The 17234-nt window shown below is 72.5% G+C and carries 13 protein-coding genes and 1 tRNA gene; 7 read left to right on the top strand and 7 right to left on the bottom strand.

Going from position 1 to position 17234, the window contains the following annotated elements:
* Nucleotides 1-288: 288 nt before the first annotated feature.
* Complete coding sequence (locus tag FHU30_RS10580; RefSeq protein ID WP_253874519.1) at nt 289-882, top strand: DUF501 domain-containing protein; 594 nt, start codon at nt 289-291, stop codon at nt 880-882.
* A complete protein-coding gene (locus FHU30_RS10575) occupies nt 879-1802 on the top strand; it encodes a Ppx/GppA phosphatase family protein (RefSeq protein WP_253874518.1) in 924 nt (307 codons plus the stop codon). The genes FHU30_RS10580 and FHU30_RS10575 overlap by 4 nt, the downstream gene beginning before the upstream one ends.
* Before the next feature lie 11 nt (nt 1803-1813).
* Here the strand turns inward: FHU30_RS10575 and FHU30_RS10570 are convergent, their stop codons facing one another.
* Nucleotides 1814-3484 carry a CocE/NonD family hydrolase gene (locus FHU30_RS10570; protein WP_253874517.1) on the bottom strand — a complete coding sequence of 557 codons (1671 nt, stop codon included), beginning with the start codon at nt 3482-3484 and terminating at the stop codon, nt 1814-1816.
* Between the two features lie 44 nt (nt 3485-3528).
* On the opposite strand from FHU30_RS10570, the gene FHU30_RS10565 reads away from it, so the two are divergent.
* On the top strand, nt 3529-4218 hold the full coding sequence (locus FHU30_RS10565) for a TetR/AcrR family transcriptional regulator C-terminal domain-containing protein (protein WP_253874516.1): 690 nt from the start codon (nt 3529-3531) through the stop codon (nt 4216-4218).
* Nucleotides 4219-4231: 13 nt separating this feature from the next.
* Here FHU30_RS10565 and FHU30_RS10560 read toward each other — a convergent pair whose 3' ends face one another.
* Nucleotides 4232-4894 carry a DUF2510 domain-containing protein gene (locus FHU30_RS10560; RefSeq protein ID WP_253874515.1) on the bottom strand — a complete coding sequence of 221 codons (663 nt, stop codon included), beginning with the start codon at nt 4892-4894 and terminating at the stop codon, nt 4232-4234.
* A 168-nt stretch (nt 4895-5062) separates the two neighbouring features.
* Between FHU30_RS10560 and FHU30_RS10555 the strand changes: the two genes are divergently transcribed.
* The gene (locus FHU30_RS10555) at nt 5063-5881 is read left to right on the top strand and encodes a uracil-DNA glycosylase (RefSeq protein ID WP_253874514.1); all 819 of its coding nucleotides are present in this window, start codon (nt 5063-5065) and stop codon (nt 5879-5881) included.
* A gap of 364 nt (nt 5882-6245) precedes the next feature.
* Here FHU30_RS10555 and FHU30_RS10550 read toward each other — a convergent pair whose 3' ends face one another.
* The gene (locus FHU30_RS10550) at nt 6246-6896 is read right to left on the bottom strand and encodes a DUF4232 domain-containing protein (protein ID WP_253874513.1); all 651 of its coding nucleotides are present in this window, start codon (nt 6894-6896) and stop codon (nt 6246-6248) included.
* Between the two features lie 202 nt (nt 6897-7098).
* Between FHU30_RS10550 and FHU30_RS10545 the strand changes: the two genes are divergently transcribed.
* The 3 genes from FHU30_RS10545 to FHU30_RS10535 all read left to right on the top strand — a co-directional run bounded on the left by FHU30_RS10545 (nt 7099) and on the right by FHU30_RS10535 (nt 10334).
* Nucleotides 7099-8493, top strand: coding sequence for an NAD(P)/FAD-dependent oxidoreductase (locus FHU30_RS10545; protein ID WP_253874511.1), 1395 nt, complete (start codon nt 7099-7101; stop codon nt 8491-8493).
* A 114-nt stretch (nt 8494-8607) separates the two neighbouring features.
* Nucleotides 8608-10077: a class I SAM-dependent methyltransferase gene (locus tag FHU30_RS10540; RefSeq protein ID WP_253874509.1), complete on the top strand. Its 1470-nt coding sequence runs from the start codon at nt 8608-8610 to the stop codon at nt 10075-10077.
* Nucleotides 10078-10261: 184 nt separating this feature from the next.
* Nucleotides 10262-10334 (top strand) — tRNA-Leu (locus tag FHU30_RS10535).
* Nucleotides 10335-10454: 120 nt separating this feature from the next.
* Here FHU30_RS10535 and FHU30_RS10530 read toward each other — a convergent pair.
* The 4 genes from FHU30_RS10530 to FHU30_RS10515 form a co-directional block, all read right to left on the bottom strand.
* Complete coding sequence (locus FHU30_RS10530) at nt 10455-11072, bottom strand: hypothetical protein (protein ID WP_253874507.1); 618 nt, start codon at nt 11070-11072, stop codon at nt 10455-10457.
* Complete coding sequence (locus FHU30_RS10525; RefSeq protein WP_253874505.1) at nt 11069-11398, bottom strand: hypothetical protein; 330 nt, start codon at nt 11396-11398, stop codon at nt 11069-11071. Before FHU30_RS10525 ends, FHU30_RS10530 begins: the two co-directional genes overlap by 4 nt.
* The gene (locus FHU30_RS10520) at nt 11391-16550 is read right to left on the bottom strand and encodes an HD domain-containing protein (RefSeq protein WP_253874503.1); all 5160 of its coding nucleotides are present in this window, start codon (nt 16548-16550) and stop codon (nt 11391-11393) included. Before FHU30_RS10520 ends, FHU30_RS10525 begins: the two co-directional genes overlap by 8 nt.
* Before the next feature lie 385 nt (nt 16551-16935).
* Nucleotides 16936-17163, bottom strand: a complete 228-nt coding sequence (locus FHU30_RS10515; RefSeq protein WP_253874501.1) for a DUF4287 domain-containing protein — start codon at nt 17161-17163, stop codon at nt 16936-16938.
* Nucleotides 17164-17234 lie beyond the last annotated feature (71 nt).

Genomic DNA, 17234 nt, shown 5'->3' with positions numbered 1-17234 from the left:
CGCGTCCCGGCGGGACGGCGGGCGGACCGGCGGAGCCCGGCGGTTGAGGGACCGGCGGGCACCGGACGGAGCCACGGCCGCACCGGGCGGTGACGCCCGGCACGGCGATGCGCGCCCTGTGGAGGCGCGGCAAGGAGATGCGCGCCCTGTGGGGGGTGCGGGAAAGAGATGCGCGCCCTGTGAGGGTGCGGGAAAGAACGGCGGCCCGTTCTCGGGCGCGCCGCGGGAGGTGCCGCGGGGAGGCGGCACGGCGCGGGCCGGTGCGCGGCCCGCCAGTGGGGACGGGACATGATCGACGAACGCGACAAGGCCGCTATCGCGGAGCAGCTCGGACGCGAGCCGCGCGGCGTGCGGCGGGTGGCCTACCGCTGCCCGTGCGGCAACCCGGCCGTGATCGAGACGGCGCCGCGGCTGCCGGACGGCACGCCGTTTCCGACGCTGTTCTACCTGACCTGCCCGAAACTGGCGTCCGCGATCGGGACGCTTGAGGGCGGCGGGATGATGCGGGAGATGCAGGCCCGCCTGGCCGACGACCCTGAACTGAAGGTGTCCTACGAGGCGGCGCACGCCGACTACCTGCGCCGCCGCGACGAGGCGACCAAGGAGGAGGGCGTCGAGCCGCTTCCGGAGGGCATGCAGAGCGCGGGCGGCATGCCCGAACGGGTGAAATGCCTGCACGCGCTGATCGCGCACGAGCTGGCCGTCCCGGGGGTCAACCCGTTCGGCCGCGAGGCCTTCGCCGCGCTCCCCGAGTGGTGGCGCAACGGCCCGTGCGTCTGCCCGCCCGCGCACACCCCCGACCAGGCCGCCGACCGGGCAGCCACCGCCGCCGCTTCCGCGGACCAGGAGAACACGAGGACAGACCAGGAGGGGGAACGGTGACGCGCGTCGCCGCCATCGACTGCGGTACCAACTCGGTCCGGCTGCTCATCGCCGACGTGGAGGGCGACACGCTCACCGACGTCGAGCGCGAGATGCGGATCGTCCGGCTCGGCCAGGGCGTCGACCGGACCGGACGGCTCGCGCCCGAGGCCCTCGACCGCACCTTCACCGCCATGCGCGAGTACGCCGAGCTGATCACCCGGCACGCGGCGGAGAAGGTCCGCGTCGTCGCGACCAGCGCGACCCGCGACGCCGAGAACCGCGCCGACTTCGTGGGCGGCGTGGTCGACATCTTCGGCGTGGTGCCCGAGGTGATCACCGGGGACGAGGAGGCGCGGCTGTCCTTCACCGGCGCGACCCGCGAGCTCGCGGCGCTGCGTCCGGCCCGTCCGTACCTGGTGGTGGACATCGGCGGCGGCTCGACCGAGTTCGTGCTCGGGTCGTCGAGCGTCGAGGCGGCGGTGTCCATGGACATCGGCTGCGTCCGGCTCACCGAGCGGCACCTGAAGGACGCCGACCCGCCCAGCCCCGAGCAGATCGCCGACACGATCACCGACATCGACGCGGCGCTCGCGGCCGTCCGGGAGACCGTCCCGGTGGACGAGGCGCGCACCCTGGTCGGCCTCGCGGGCTCGGTCACCACCGTCGCCGGGATCGCGCTCGGCCTGCCCGAGTACGACTCCACCAGGATCCACCTGTCCCGGATCATGGCGGCCCAGGTGCACGACGTGACCCGCGACCTGCTGCACGCCACCCGCGCCGAGCGCGCGTCGATCGGCGTCATGCACCCCGGCCGGGTGGACGTGATCGGCGCCGGCTCCCTGATCATCGACCGCATCATGCGCGAGTACGGGTTCGGCGCCGTCGTCGTCAGCGAGCACGACATCCTCGACGGCATCGCCTGGTCCCTCGCCGGCTGACCCGCCGGGTCTCAGTAGACGATCTCGGGCGGCGCCGCCACGGTGAACGTGGTGGCGCCGCCCTTCGCGTACCTGGGATGCGGCGGCCCACTCACCACCACCCGCACCTGGTGCCCGGCGGCGAACCGATGCCCCGTGGTGGCGAGCGGCACGACCGCCTCGCCCCCATTCGTCCGGACGACGCCGTCGCTGACGTTGCGGGAACGCCCACGCTCGTCCACGTCACTGAGCCGGACGAAGATCACCCCGTTCCCGGAGATCCGCAACCGCACGCCGACCGCCCCGACGACCTCAAGGGGCTCATCAAGCGGCGCACTCTCAAAGGCCAGCGCCCCGCCGTGCCGCGCGCCCCGCCGGTCCTCCCTCACCCCGCCTCGCGACGACAGCAACGCCCCGCCGACGGACGCCGGAGGACGCCCCGGATCGTGCCGCAACGTCGCAGGCAGTCCCGGCCCCCGCGAATCCACGCGCACCACCTGCCCGCGCGCCGTCGCCGACACCTGCGCGCCGGTCTGCACCGGCGGGACTGCCGGGTCGCGCGGCGTCGTGTTCCGCCGCGAGTCGCGCTGCCTTGCGGGATGCGCCGGTTCGCGCGACGTTGCAGGCGGTTCCGGCTCGTCCGTGCGGGCGGGTTCCGGCGGGGCGGGCCAGGTGTCGAGGTCGCGCCAGGTGTCGGCGATGTGCAGGCGCAGGGGTTTGCCCGGCGCGGGCGTTTCGCCGGTGAGGTGGGTGCGGAGCCAGGCCAGCGCGGCGTCGAAGACCTCGGGCAGGCCCCGGCTCAGCGCGGACGAGTGCGTCCACGGCCCGATCACCAGGCGCGCCGCGATGCCCGCCTCGCGCAGGGACTCGTACTCGCGGACGGCCTGGTCGAGCGTCACGTCCTGCCAGCCGCTGACCAGGCAGGTCGGGACGCGCGGCGTGACCCTCGCGCCCGTCCAGTGCGGGTCGGCGGGGTCGGGGTGGGCGATGGCGTCGCGGAGGAAGGGCGGCTCGGTGATCTCGTCCGGGCGGACGCCCTTCCGGAGCCGCCGCGCGAGCCGGACGAGCGCCGCGACGTGCGCGGGCGTCATCCGGCCCTCGTGCGCCAGCGTCGTGGACGCGATGAGCGCGTTCTCCAGGTTGAACACGCCGCCGGTGTAGAGGAACGCGTGCGGGTCGTGAAGCGGGACGAGCGCGACGGAGGCCCGCAACTCGGGCGGCGGATCCTGGGCGAGGGCGGCGGTCGCGTGGCTCTGCGCGCTCGCTCCGATCGTCCCGAGGACGCCGGTGAACCACTCCTGCTCGCGCAGCCAGGCCACGGCGGCGTGCCCGTCCGCCGCGTCGTGCCGCCACAGGTCGAACGTCCCGCCCGAGCCTCCCGTCCCGCGCGCGCTCTGCAGGACGACGTGGAACCCCTGTTCGGCGAAGGCGACGCCGAAGATCGCGGCCCACGGGAAGCCCCGCGAGTACGGCGTGCGGACGAGCAGCGTCGGGAAGTCGCCCGCGTCCAATGGGAAGTAGTGGTCGGTCTTCAAAGGGCTGCCGTCAGCGGCGGGAACGTCGATGCCGCCCTCGAAGCCGACCGCGTGCCGCGGCTCGGGCAGACCCCGCAGCGTGCGCCGAGCGAGCCGGGTGTGCCGCGGGACGCGCCGGTCGGCCCGGGAGAGGCGTCCGGTGTCTGCGGTCGGGGTGATGGCGGCCATGGGCACCTCCGGAGGGTTTCCGTACTTAGTACGAGAATAGCAGGATGGGACGCATGGACCCCGAGGCCCTCTGGCTCGACGCGGACCGGCCCCGGGTCGGCCGCCCGCCCGCGCACAGCCGCGCCGAGATCACCGAGGCCGCGGTGGCGGTCGCGGACGCGGCGGGGCCGGCGGGCGCGGCGGCGGTGACCATGCGCAAGGTCGCCGCGCACATCGGCGCGGGCGTGATGTCGCTCTACACCTACGTCCCGGACCGGGAGACCCTGCTGGAGCTGATGATCGACCACGCGGCCGGCGCGGCCGTCCCGCCGCGCACCGGCGACTGGCGCGCGGACATGCGGGCGCTCGCGCACGCGCAGCGGGCGGTCATGCTCGCGCATCCCTGGCTGCCCGCCGCCCTGCCCGCGCGCCGCACGCTCGGCCCGAACACGCTCCGGGTGATGGACCACGCGATCACCGTGCTCGCCCCGGCCGGTCTGGCGCCGGGTGCGGCGCTGGAGGTGTTCTCGCTGGTCACCGGCTTTGTCGCGAGCCACGTCGGGTTCGAGGTGGGGCAGCGGGACGTCGCCGCCGGGGACGCCGCGTCCCAGGTCCGATACCTGCGCAGGGCGGCCGAGGAGGGCGGCTTGTCCGAGCTGTCCGCGCTGCTGGACGCCGACCCCACCCCGCCTCCGCCGCCGGACGAGACCTTCGACCGGCTGCTGGGACGCCTGCTGGACGGCCTCGTCCGCTGAGGGTTCCGGCGGGCTAGAAGTCGTTGCGGAGGGTGGCGATCAGCGCCGGGATGATCATGGCGTTGGGGCTCTGCTGCGGCACGTAGAGGACGGCGGAGCCGCCGCCGGACGGCCGGATCAGCACCCGGCCCTGCTCGATCACGGCGTCGGCCACCATCGGCCACGAGAGCGAAGCGCGGCCGCCGCGCAGCCCGCCCGGGTGCAGGACGAGCCCCTGCGCGACCTCCACGGCCTCGCCGGTCCGGACGCGCGCGACGATCTCGGCGATCAGCCGCGCCTCGGCCCGGTCGCGGCAGGTCTCGACCAGCCGCGTCCACAGGCCCTGCGCGTCGTACTCGCCGGACGGGTCGAGCGCGACCTCCACGCGCGGCCCGCCCTGGAAGGGGTGGCGCCCGACGCGGAAGATCCACTGGGTCGGCAGCGCCGTCTTCCAGTAGGCGGTCCACTCGACGTGCGCCCAGGCCAGGGTGGTGTTCCCGTAGGCGACGACCTGGTCGTCCAGGTAGAGCCGGAGGCCGCGGACCTCGGCGGCGAGGCCGGGGCCGGGGCGCTGCGCGGCGGCCAGCCGGGACGGGCGGGTCGGCTGCGGGTTGAGGGCCTCGGTCCACGCCTCACCGTCCCACCAGCGCAGCTTGCTCTCGCCGAACGGGTCGGGATACCAACCAGGTTGGGTCATCGGCCTTGCCCTCCGCTCCGCGCGGGCCCCCGCGCACGGGCTCCCGCCCCCCTCCGGCGTGGACGGCATCGTACCGATGCGCCGTGCCCGTGATGTGCGTTTTGTCCTACCACGTCGTGATCGTGGGCCGGGCCACCTGCGGCCGCTCTGACGTGCGAGGATCGCAACATGAGCGACGCCGCCAACGCGCCTTACGTGCCGCCCGGAACCGGGTGGCCGGACGACCTCGCCGACCCCGGCACGCCCGTCGCGCACGACGCCGGGGAGGTCGCCTCGCTCGCCGCGTCCGCGGCCTCGCTGCACGAGCTGGTCGCCCGGCAGTCGGTCTGCCGCGCCTGCGACCGCCTCGTCGCGTGGCGGGAGAAGGTCGCCGTCGAGCGCCGCCGGATGTTCGCCGACGAGCCGTACTGGGGACGGCCCGTCCCCGGCTGGGGCGACCCCGACCCGAAGATCATGGTCGTCGGCCTCGCCCCCGCCGCGCACGGCGGCAACCGCACCGGCCGGATCTTCACCGGCGACCGCTCCGGCGACTGGCTCTTCGCCTCGCTTTACCGCGTCGGCCTGGCGAACCAGCCCACGAGCGTCCGGGCGGACGACGGGCTGCGCCTGATCGGGACGCGGATGGCCGCGACCGTCCGGTGCGCCCCGCCCGACAACAAGCCGACGCCCGGCGAGCGCGACACCTGCCTGCCGTGGCTGGCCCGCGAGATCGCCGACGTCGCCCCGTCCGTCCGCTGCGTGGTCTGCCTCGGCGGTTTCGCCTGGCAGAACGTCTGGCCGGTGCTGAAGGACGCGGGCTATGAGATCCCGCGTCCGCGTCCCAAGTTCGGCCACGGCGCGGAGGTCGAGATCGCGGGCCCGGACGGTGTCTCCCTGACCGTCCTCGGCTGCTACCACCCGAGCCAGCAGAACACCTTCACCGGACGCGTGACCGAAACCATGCTCGACGCCCTGTTCACCCGCGCCAAGACCCTCGCCGAAATCTGACCCGTCCGGGCAAGATCACGGCGGGCCGGATGCGTGCGCATAAAGCTCCGACCCGCCGTGAAGCGCAGCATCGTGACCGTCCGCCCCGGCCCCCGCGCCATACACCAGCCCTGGGCCGCATCCCCGAGGTACCAGCCACCCCTGCGGAGCTTCACCCGCGCGGGGTCGCCCGGCGCGGGAGTGGTGCCGTGCGGGTTGCGCAGCCCCTCCGCGGAGCTACGCCCGCGCGGGGTCGCGTCCCGCGCGGGGTTGGGGCCGCGCGGGGTTGGGGCCGTGCGGGTTGCGTCCTACGTGGACGAGCGGTTGCGTCCGTGTGGGGGCGCGTCCTGTGTGGGACGCGCCCCCACACGGGGCCGCTTGGTGGTTACTGGGCGGGGGCGGCGGGGGAGAGGGGCTGGAGGTCGATCTGGCCGTGCTGGCAGACCGGGCCCAGCGTCCAGGAGGCGCGGACCCAGGAGCGCTCGTCCGGCGGGATGACGTGCAGCGCCGTCGGCGAGGGCTCGCACTCGGAGCCGGCCTCGCCGTCGCCGGGGACGGCGGTCCAGTGCAGCAGGGAGTAGGCGTGGCCGCCGGGCTTCACGACGAAGGCCGCGGGCGAGCCGGTGCGCCGGGTCGAGGTCGGGATGCTCGGGTTCGACGGGCTGGCGAGGCCGAGGCCTGGGAAGCCGTAGACGCGGCAGGCGCGGCCGGAGATGTTGGTGAGCGTGAGCCGCGCGTAGCGCTGGCCGGCGCCGGGGCTCAGGCCGATGACGGTCGCGCGGAGCTGGGCCGCGGTGCAGCGGGTGCCGGACGATCCGCCTGTCCCACCACCACCACCGCCGCCGCCGTTGCCGCCGCCACCACCGGTGCCGCCGCCGTTCCCGCCGCCTCCGCCGCTCCCGGCGGACGGGCTGGTCGTGCCTCCGGCGCCCGTGGTCTTGCCGTTGCTGGACTTGCCGTCGAGCGAGAAGGTGCACCCGGTCGCCAGTACGGCAACGGCGGCGGCGATGAGCGACCCCTGGACGATCCGTGACATTTCGCGTCTCCCCTGGACTGTGAAAGGCGGGGCAGGGCCTTGGCCAAGCGGCTCGTCCCCGAAGCCGCCCGCTTGGCGCCCCCGTCCGGCCCTGTCCCGCCGTCTTTCCCGATACACCTAGTGAGATGCCGGATAGGGGGGAGTTGTTCGGATGTGTGGTGCATGAGGTGAGGACGACCGGCTCCCGGGTACCGGGAGCGGTATGTCTGTCGAGCAGATCCCCCCGGCCGCCAAGCACATCGTGATCGTCGGCGGGGGCTACGTCGGGATGTACACCGCGCTCCGGCTCCAGCGCAGGCTGCGGCGGGAGCTGCGGCGCGGCGAGGTCGCCGTCACCGTGGTCGATCCGCAGTCCTACATGACCTACCAGCCCTTCCTGCCCGAGGCCGCCGCCGGAAACCTGGAGCCCCGGCACGTCGTCGCGCCGCTGCGCAAGGTGCTCAAGCGCTGCCGCGTGCTGAACGGGCACGTCGTCGGGATCTCCGCCGAACGCCGCGTCGCGCTCGTCCACCCGGCCGGTTCCGATCCCGGGCCCGAGGGCTGGGACGGGGTCGGGGCGAGCGGCGAGGCGCGCGTCCAGGAGGTGCCCTACGACCGGCTCGTGATCGCGCTCGGGTCCATCTCGCGGACGCTGCCCATCCCGGGCCTCGCCGAGTGCGGGATCGGTTTCAAGACCGTCGAGGAGGCCATCTACCTGCGCAACCATGTGCTGCACCAGCTCGACATCGCCGCGTCCAACGACGACCCGGAGGTGCGGCGCCGGGCGCTGACCTTCGTGTTCGTCGGCGGCGGCTTCGCCGGTGTCGAGGCCCTCGCCGAGCTTGAGGACATGGCGCGGGACGCCTGCCGCTGGTACCCGTCCGTCCGGCACGAGGACATGCGCTGGATGATGGTCGAGGCCGCCGACCGCATCCTGCCCGAGGTCGGGCCCGAGATGGGCCGCTGGACCGTCGAGGCGCTGCGCGGCCGCGGCATCGAGGTCAAGCTGGAGACCCTGCTCAAGACCGCCGAGGGCGGGCACATCGTGCTCAGCGACGGCGAGTCGTTCGACGCCGGGACGCTCGTCTGGACCGCCGGCGTCAAGCCGCACCCCATGCTGAAGCGGACCGACCTGCCGCTGGACGAGAAGGGCCGTGTGAAGGCCACGGCCGAGCTCGCCGTCGAGGGGCTGCCGGACGTCTACGCCGCCGGGGACAACGCGCGCGTGCCCGACCTGAGCGGGTTCGGCGAGTTCACCGCGCCGAACGCGCAGCACGCCGTGCGGCAGGCCCGGACGCTCGGCGACAACATCGCCGCCGACCTGCACGGCAAGCCGCTCACGCCCTACAAGCACGCCTACGTCGGCTCGGTCGCCAGCCTCGGGCTGCACAAGGGTGTCGCCAACGTCTACGGGCTCAAACTCCGCGGAGTGGTCGCCTGGTTCATGCACCGGACATACCATCTGTCTCGGATGCCGACGGTCAACCGGAAGTTCCGCGTCGCCCTGGACTGGTCGCTCGCCCTGTTCTTCCGCCGGGAGATCGTCTCCCTGGGCGAGCTGTCCAGCCCGCGCGCGGAGTTCGAACTCGCGACCGAGCATCGGCCCAAGGACGGCTGACCACGCCCGGGGAGGCGCACGTGACCCGACCACCCGCCCGCCGTCCCGGTCCCCGCCGATGATCACGGTACGCCTCCTTGCGGCACCCGACGGTGACGGCGAAGGGGCTGGGGAGTGAGCGAGGGTGTGGCCGGACGGCTGGGGCCGCTGCTGGCGAGGATCATGCTCGGGGAGGCGGACGCGCCGGTCGCGGACCTGCCGATCCGGGTCCGGGCGTGGGACGGCAGCTCGGTCGGGCCGTCCGGCGCGCCGGTGTTCGTCGTGCGGCACCGCCGCGCGCTGCGCCGGCTGCTGTGGAAGCCCGGCGAGATCGGCCTCGTCCGCGCGTACGTCGCGGGCGAGCTCGACATCGAGGGCGACGTCTTCGACGCGCTGGAGGCCGTCCAGCAGGTGATGCGGATCGGCGACGAGCCGATCCGGCTGACCGGCGAGGACAAGCGCGAGATCGTCCGGACGGCCGTCCTGCTCGGCGCGGTCGGCACCGAGCCCCGCCCACCCGCCGAGGAGTTCACCCCCGGCGACACCCGCTCCGCGAGCCGCTCCAGCGACGCGCGTCCCACCGCGAGCCGCTCCGGCGACACGAGCCCTGCCGCAGGCCGCTCCGGCGACACGCGCTCCGCCACGGGCCGCTCCGGCGACGCCCGCTCCTCCACGGGCCGCTCCAGCGACGCCCGCGACGCGGCGAGCCGCTCTGGCGACACGAGCCCTGGCGCAGGCCGTTCTGGCGACAGGCGCTCCGGAGATGCCCGTGCGGGGCTTGGGCCGCTTGACGCGCCCGCGGACTTCTTCACCCAGATGCTCGGGCCGTCCCTGGCGACCTCGACCGGGCTCTGGGACCAGGCCGTCGACCTGGACGACGCCCAGCGTGCGTCCCTGGAGGCCGTCGCCGACCGGCTGGGCCTGTTCTCCGGCGCGCGCGTGCTGGACCTCTCCGGTGGCTGGGGCGCGTTCGCCCACCACGCCGCCGCCGAGCACGGCGCTCGCGTCGTCGCCCTCGTCCGGACACCCGAGCAGGCCGAGCACATCCGCAAGCGCAGCGCGGACCTGCCCGTGGACCCGCGCGTCGGCGACCTCGCCGTCGCCGGGGACGGCCCGTACGACGCGATCGCCGGGCTCGCGGGCGTGGACGCGCTCGACCCGCCCGCCGAGCGGCTGTACTCGCTGCTCGCCCCGGGCGGACGGCTGCTCCTCCAGCAGCAGACCCGCCGCCCCGGACCCCACCAGATCCGCCGCACCTTCACCACCTCCTACATGTTTCCAACGGATGGCGAGCTCAGAACGTTGGGGTCGATCGTCGCCGGACTCGAAGAATCCGGCCTTGAGGTGCGCGGGACGCTCGCCCTCCGCGAGCACCACGCCCGGACGCTGCGCGCATGGGCGGCGGCGCTGCGCCTGCACTGGCCCACCGCCGTCGAGCAGGCTGGCGCCGGACGCGCCCGCGTCTGGCTGCTCTACCTCGCCGCCTCCGCGCTCGCCTGCGAGAGCGGGCGGATCGGCGTGCACGCCATTACGGCCGTCCGCCGCGATCGTGACGGACGGGCCGGAACCACCCTCGTGGAGGACCGCGCCGTACTTCGCCGCTGAACCGCCTCATCGCTCCGGAACCGTGTCAACGACCTCCGCACCGCCGATCACGTCCGCCGATCCACCGAAACCGTCCGTTCGGCCGGAACATCGCGCCGCTCGACCTCCGAATCGGACCGTTGAACCGCGCTCGGCTGGGAATTACTACCGGTGGATTCCGCGTGCCGCCGGTATGCTGACGCGCGCCCCTGTAGCCCAATGGCAGAGGCAGGCTCCCTAAAAGAGCTTTTGTGTCGGTTCGAATCCGACCAGGGGCACCGGCGAGCCCCCGGCCGCACCCGCGGCCGGGGGCTCGATCCCGTCCGGACGCCCCCACCCGCCAGGCCCGACGCGTCCGGCGCACCAGGCGCATCGGCAGGCGCCAGCGCGCGTCGGTCTCAGCAGGAGCTGACGACTCCGACCCGTTTGACCTGGCTGTACGGAATGGTGACGGGCGCCTTCTTCCCGGACTTTCCGGTTTGGAGGGTCAAGCCGGTCGTATCTCCGCCCGACAACTCGCCGCAAACCGTCCCGCCCACGGACAATTCCACCGAATAGATCCGCGCCGGAGCGTCCTTCTTGGCGGCCGGACTCGGCGCGGTCCAGGTCACCCCGGTCGCCACCGCCACCAGCACCACCCCGCCGACCAGCAGCACCCGGGCCCGGTCCAGCTGCCGCCGCGCCGTCCGGACCGCCGCGTTCGTCCAGACGCGCAGCTCGTCGCCGGTGAGCAGGATGTCCTCGCCCGGCGAGCCGAACGCCGCCGTCATCGCCAGCAGCGACCCGGCCAGCAGCGCCAGGAACGCCACGCAGAGCAGCGCCATCACGCAGTACTTGGTGGCACCGCCGAGGTCCCCGATGTTGTCGCGGCCCTTGACGATCACGACGGCGGCCAGCAGCGCGGTCAGCCCGCCGAGGCCGTTCCGCCAGCTCACCGCCTGCGCCCGGACGGCCTCCAGCTGCCCGAACTCCAGCTCGGCCGCCTTCGCGTCCCACCGCCGGTCCGACAGGCTCACGGCAACCGCACCTTCCAGCGCGCCCCGCAACCGGGAAAGTATTCGTTGTCCGGACGATGCGCGTGCGGATACCCGCAGCAGCAGTTCACCGGAACCTCGCTCAACCCGACCTGCGGCAGCGCCGGCGCATCCCGCCGCCATCCCAGGCCCTTGGCGATCTCCGGTGTGCCGCGGGACACCGTGTAATCGGTCTTCCCGCCGCACTGCGGGCACTTCCCGGACACCGTGTACCGCCGCCCGTCCGCGCTCACCGTGACGTCGAAGCCCTCCAGGACGTCCAGGTCGTCGATCGTGTACTCCAGGTCGGTGTCATGCCCCTCAGCCATCCCCGCCCCCTCCGAACAGCGGCGCATAGAACCGCAGCCGCTCCTGCACATACTCCCCGGATTCCTCGACGACGAAAGCGGCGTCGTCCACATGATCATCGTCCGGAACCGGATACGCGACAGGCCGCGCCCCGTCCAGGTTCCGCGTGATCAGCAACAACTCCCGCCAGTCCGGCATGTGCTCCGCCAACTTCCCGACCGGCTCAGGCGCAGTCAGCTCCAACCCAAGGAACGTGTAGGGCCACAACCGCTTCCAAAGCCTCCCCAACGTCCACCCGAACCGCCCCGCGATCCGCACCAGCTCCAGCCCGTCCACAGGGGTTGACCGTGCCTCGACGTTGAGCAGATCCTCAGAAAGCGCGATCACGTCGTACCCGTCCGGCCGCGTAGCGGCCGCGTCCTCGGGCAGTTCGGGCGAAGCCCCAGGCCAGACCCGGTACTCCCCGAGCTGCTCATAGTGCTTGAACCGCTTGACCACCTCACCGAGCGGAGCGTGCGCCATGTGGGCGAACCGGGCGAGAAGGAAGGTCGGCAGGCCCCGGTGGCGGTGACGCTCCAGCATCGTCAGTTCGTCATGAGTCGGGATCAGCTCGGCGAAGTCGCCGATGAGGATCGGCACGAAGTATGTGATCCCCAGCTGGGCGCCGAGGGACGCCAGCATGGCGGAGATCTTGCTCACCGTCTGCCGTCGGTCGGTGGCGAGCTGGAGGATGGCTCTGAGTGGCAGGGGGCCGCCGTCCCATTCCCGGTCGACGCTGTCGGCGAGCAACTGCCAGTCGGGCTGACGCAGTGATTCGACCAGGTCGGTCTTCCCGCTCCACTCGGTGAACCGGATCCCGAGCGGCCGGTACTGCTCCAGCCGGGCCCGCAATTCCGAAATCGGGATCCGCGTCTTCGCCGCGGCCAAGATCAGACACCCGAGCGTCACTCGGCCGTTGCCAGAAGGTCCTTCCTGTTCCCACGAGTACTCGTCCGCCTGGGTTTGCAGCCCCAGGGCCGCCATCTCGGGCGTTTGCGGCCGCAAATGGTCGGCCTCGGTCGGCGGGGGGACGGTGAGTCCCCGTGACGCAGCGAGCCCGTTCAGCCGTTCGCGCACCACTCTTACCGAGGTGATATACCGAGCGGCCAGGCGCAGGACGTCCAGGTCGGTCACGGCCACCGCATCGAGCTGGTCCACGATCTCCCGAGCGGGGACGGCGGCGAACGCCCGGGGGGCAGGGGCGGCGTGGACAAAGCGGCCGGAGCCCAGCAGGGGACCGAAGTCCGTCCGATGAGCGACGGCGAGTCCGATACGCGCGAGCGGAGCAAGACGTTTCAACGCCATCCTCCGGGAGAGCCCCCAGTGGGTCGCGAGGGCTTTGACGCCGCGCTCGTCGAGCGAGCCATCGCGCGGCAGTCCCTGGTTCACCGCGACCCAGTCCCGGATGAGATGGGTGATCTCGGGCGTCAGCGAAGCGACCGCGTCCTGGATGTCCCGCTCGGTGAGCGGCACGCCGCACGCGCGGTAGCCGGGCAGGCGTTCCTTCAAGAACGTCTCGACGTCCATTCCGTCGAGCATCATGAGGATCGCGCAGAACCGCGCGCGGGTGAGCCGGGCGCCGGCCCCCCGCCCGTCCGGCCAGGCGAGCACCGAGCAGTCGAACCGGTCGGGCACGAAGTCGGGCCCCTGGAAGACCCGCGGGAGCCGGGTGCAGACCCGGCCCACGAACGCGAGCCGCCGGGCGCGCCGGAGCGCGGTTTCCATCGTCCTGTTCACCGTGCCCGCGGCGATCGCCACCCGGTGGAGGGTGATCTCCGGCTCTTGAAGGAGGACCTGCTCCAAAGGCGTCGGCACTGGGTACCCGTCCACCCGTTCCGGCAGGACGAGATCCTCCTCCGGGTCCGCCCGGGTCATCCCGGCCTCGATGTGGACGACCCGACGCCAGGCCGACACCCAGGTCTCCAATTGGTTGAAGTCCCCCTGCGGGGCGGCTGGCGACAGGGGGACCGGTTGGAAGTAGCCGGAAGCGAGCCAGGCGATCGGTATCCCCTTGGAAAGGTCGGGCAGTGCGGCTGCCAGACCTTTCGCGTCGAGGTTCAGACAGCCCACGGCCCGGAGGGACACTGGCGGCGACCATGCCGGAGCAGGTGCGCGCGTCACGGGCGTCATGTGTGTCGTGGGTTGGAGACCTGCCGCGACCACCACGTTCTGCTCGATGAGCGCCTCCACGGCCGCTTGGGCCAGCGAGGGCTCGGCCAGTGCGAGCCGCCACAGCCAGGCGAGGGTCAGCTCCTGCCACTGGGGCAGCTGCTCCAGCCCCCGGCGCAACAGTTCGTCCAAGCGCCTGCGGTCGTAGGCGAGGATCTGGGTTCGGTTGACGCTCATTTGCGGCAGGTGCTCACGTCCGAAGTCCGCGACGTAGCCGAAGTTGCGCCGGTTGGCGAGGAGCCCGTCCGCCAGTATCGCGCCGTGGCCGTTCACCCACCAGAAGCTCTCCGCCGGGCCGTACCAGTCGGGCAGATCATCAGTGGAGAACTCTCTCGGGTAAGGAGGGACCGCGGGGGGCCGTGGCGGCGCGTCGATCGTCGGCGCCGAAGAGTAAACCGCTGGCCGACCGGCCTCATAGCCTCCGGGTGGGTAGTGGAGCCAACCGGCGGGCCAGACCTTTTTTCGGTCGTCTTCCTTGATGATGACGTCGTATTCGGCGACTTTCAGGAGGTCGCCCAGGGTTTTGAGGACGGAGGTGGACTGGGCAATGTCGTCGGGGAGGTACAGCGTCACGCGCGTGCCGGAGTGGGGGACGGCCTGGTCGGAGCGGCGGATGCGGAAGAGGCTGCCGCTGCTCGACACGTCCACGCGGAGGCCGGTGCCACCGCCGTGGCCGTCCATGTTGAGGCGGCGGGTCTCGATGGCGATCTCGTCGGCGAGCATGAAGTAGCTGAAGACGCCGATGCCGAACTGGCTGTTCGGGTACAGGCGCAGGCTCGGATCCTTGCGTTTCCATTGGGCCTGCTCGCGGCGGAACTGCGTTGTTTGCTCGAAGCGGCGGCCGGCGCGGGAGAAGGTGTGCTTGAGGTCGTATTCGGCCATGCCGATGCCGTTGTCCTCGCACGTGATGAATGCGCGGCCGTCCTCGTCCACGCCTTGGGTTATGCGGATTTCGCCGTGCCAGGACGCGCCGGGAGCGCCGGTCTTCGACAGGTAGCGCAGGCGCATTTCGCGGTAGCGGCAGGCGTCCAGTGCGTTCTGGTACAGCTCGCGGATGGCGAGCGAACGCTCGCCGTAGAGCTGCGCGCCCATGAGGAGTTCGCGGACCTCGTCGTCCGCCAGGCGGAAGCGCAGCAGCGGGACGTCGTAGGTCGGCTCGCCCTTCAGCTTTCGTGGACGCAGGCCGCGCCGCGTGAAGCGGGAGGGGAGGTCCGCGGCCGGGGCCAGCTCCTCGGAGCCGCGGGCGGCTTGCAGTTCGGGGATGGCCTGGCGCATCTCGTCCACGCGGAGCATCAGGGCTTCGAGCGCGGCATGGACGGCCGGGTGCGGGCAGACGGCCTGGAGATCCAGGTCGTCGCCGACCGGTGTCCACGCGAAGCCGGGCTGGGTGAGCGTGGTGCGGAGATCGTCGGGGGTGACGCCGTCCGGGATGCCGACGTGATCGGCGAGGACGGTCGGCAGCGCGCGCGGATCGGCGGCGAGCTGGCCAGCGAACGCCAGCAGCACCGCGAGGCCGAGGAGGCGGAAAGGCTGGTCGGCGCGACCGGGCATCCGGACGCCGCCGGTAGGGAACGGGCTGAGTTCGCCGCCGGCGTGGCGTTCCACGATGTCCGAGCCGACCGAGGGGCCGAGCGCGAGGAGGAGTTCGGTGAGGTCGTCGGCGTTCCAGTCGGCGGCGTCCGTGCCGAGGAGCGCGGCGGCGAGCCGTCCGGTCAGCTCGCGCGGACGGGACGAGCGCCACAGTTCGGCGCGTTCGACCAGCCAGCGGTGGCACAGCCACATGGCGAGCGCGTCGCGGGCCGAGCCGGGAGCCCGCCCGGACGCGCGTCGCCACACGATCTGGTACGCCCGGTGGACGGATTCCAGCTCGGTTCGTATGGCCGATGCCTGCGGTTGCGCTTCCAGGTCTAGCGGCTCGCATTCGCGCGCTTCCAAGAGTCCGACCGCCAACACGGCCTCGCGCAGGAACGGGACGGCGACCAAGGCTGCGACCTCGGCCGGACTCAATTCGGCACGGCAGAGCGGCAGCAGGCCCTTTTCTAGGACGCGTACCGGGTATTCGTCGTCCGCCCAGGGATCGGGTAGCGCTGCCATGGCGTCGTGGCGCTGGCGTGCGAACTCCTCGACCACCTTCACCACGCGTGTGCGGATCTCGTCCACTGGCCCGGACGCCAGATCCCATAGAGGGCTGGACGAAACCGCATCGCGCCAGCGGTCGATGAGTTCCAGACCGTCGCAGATCTCCGCCGCGTCCAGGCGATCGGGAATCACGCTGCTCCGCACGAACCGCGGGGTCTGCATAGCGGAAGCGCGTACGGTCGCGCCCGTTGCCTCGCGCACGAGGCGCTCGACGGTTCGCGTAGGCGTGTGTGGGGCGAGGGCGTCCGCCAGGGCGCGCGTGAAGAAACTGCCGTGCTCGTCCGATCCGCAGACCTGCCCCTCGGCGCAGCCGAAGAAGAAGCCCACGTCCAGCGAAGCGGACGCGTTCGGGTAGGTGACCGCGCCGAATCCGCGCGTCGGGCCCTCGCGGCAGGCATCCGTGACGACAAGGACCGTCCGCGCAGGGCACTGGTCGAGGAACTCGCTGAGGTCGAGCGGGAGGAGGGTTCTGATGTCCAGCTCGTCCGGTCCGGAAAGCTGGGCGTCGGAGGGGACTAGGTAGTCGGCGCCGTTCAGGTGGACGCCGTGCCCCGAGAAGTAGATGAGCAGCGTCCCGCCGGCCGGGGCGTCCTGGCAGGCCCGGCGCAGCTCGCCGCGCATCCGTCCGCCCGAGGCGTCATCGTCCAGGCCCAGAACGCGCAGGTCGTAGTTCGAGCCGGACAGCGCGTCCGCCATCAGCGACACGTCGCGCGGGACGACGTCCGACAGATCACCTGGCAGGACGGACGCGGCCTCCGGGCACGCGGGGACGCCGATCAACAGGGCGAGGCGGTCTGCAACGCGGGGCACGGCGACGACGGGCACGGCTCACGGCACCTTCACGGCAACGACGGTGATGGGCGTTCGCGGCGGGGACGCGATCGTTGAGCGCGAATTTACCTTCCGCCATGCCGGAAGGACCCGGAAAGCCGAACAGCGCCGGGACGTGGAGGAGCGGGGATCCGACCAGCGCCGGGACGTGGAGAACCGGGAAACCGACCAGCGCCAGGGCGTGGGGAATCGGGGAACCGAACAGCCCCTCGCCGGAAGCGGAGACCGGCGAGGGGCTGTTCGTCGGCGGGAACTCCGCGCCACGATCGCGCACGCGCAGCGGCGCGACAGCGGGGGCTGTCCGGTGGCCGGTTCCCGCGAAGCTCTTCAGTTGTGGCGGCGACGAGCGAAAGGGCGCCGCCTCGCGACACGCGGCCTTTCAGTAGTGGCGCGCGCGCCGCGTCCGCTCGTGCTCGCGCACGAGGGCGGCGGCGTAGCCGTGGGAGAGTCCGTGTTCCGCGGCGAGCCACGTCGTGCGTTCGTCGCAGCGCAGGAACGAGGGACCGTTCTCGATGGTGGTGAACCACTCGGGGATGTCACGTCCTGTGACTTGCGGGATGCGTGCGATGAGCTTGGTGTGCGTCTCCGACGAGTGGTTCAGTGACATAGGCACCTCCATGTCGCGGGGCTCTTCAGCCGACTGTGCAACACGGACCCGGATGTGACAACCCCCTAACG

Source organism: Actinomadura rupiterrae (assembly GCF_024172125.1).
Taxonomy (GTDB): Bacteria; Actinomycetota; Actinomycetes; order Streptosporangiales; family Streptosporangiaceae; genus Spirillospora; species Spirillospora rupiterrae.
This window is presented reverse-complemented; position numbering and strand designations above follow the sequence as displayed.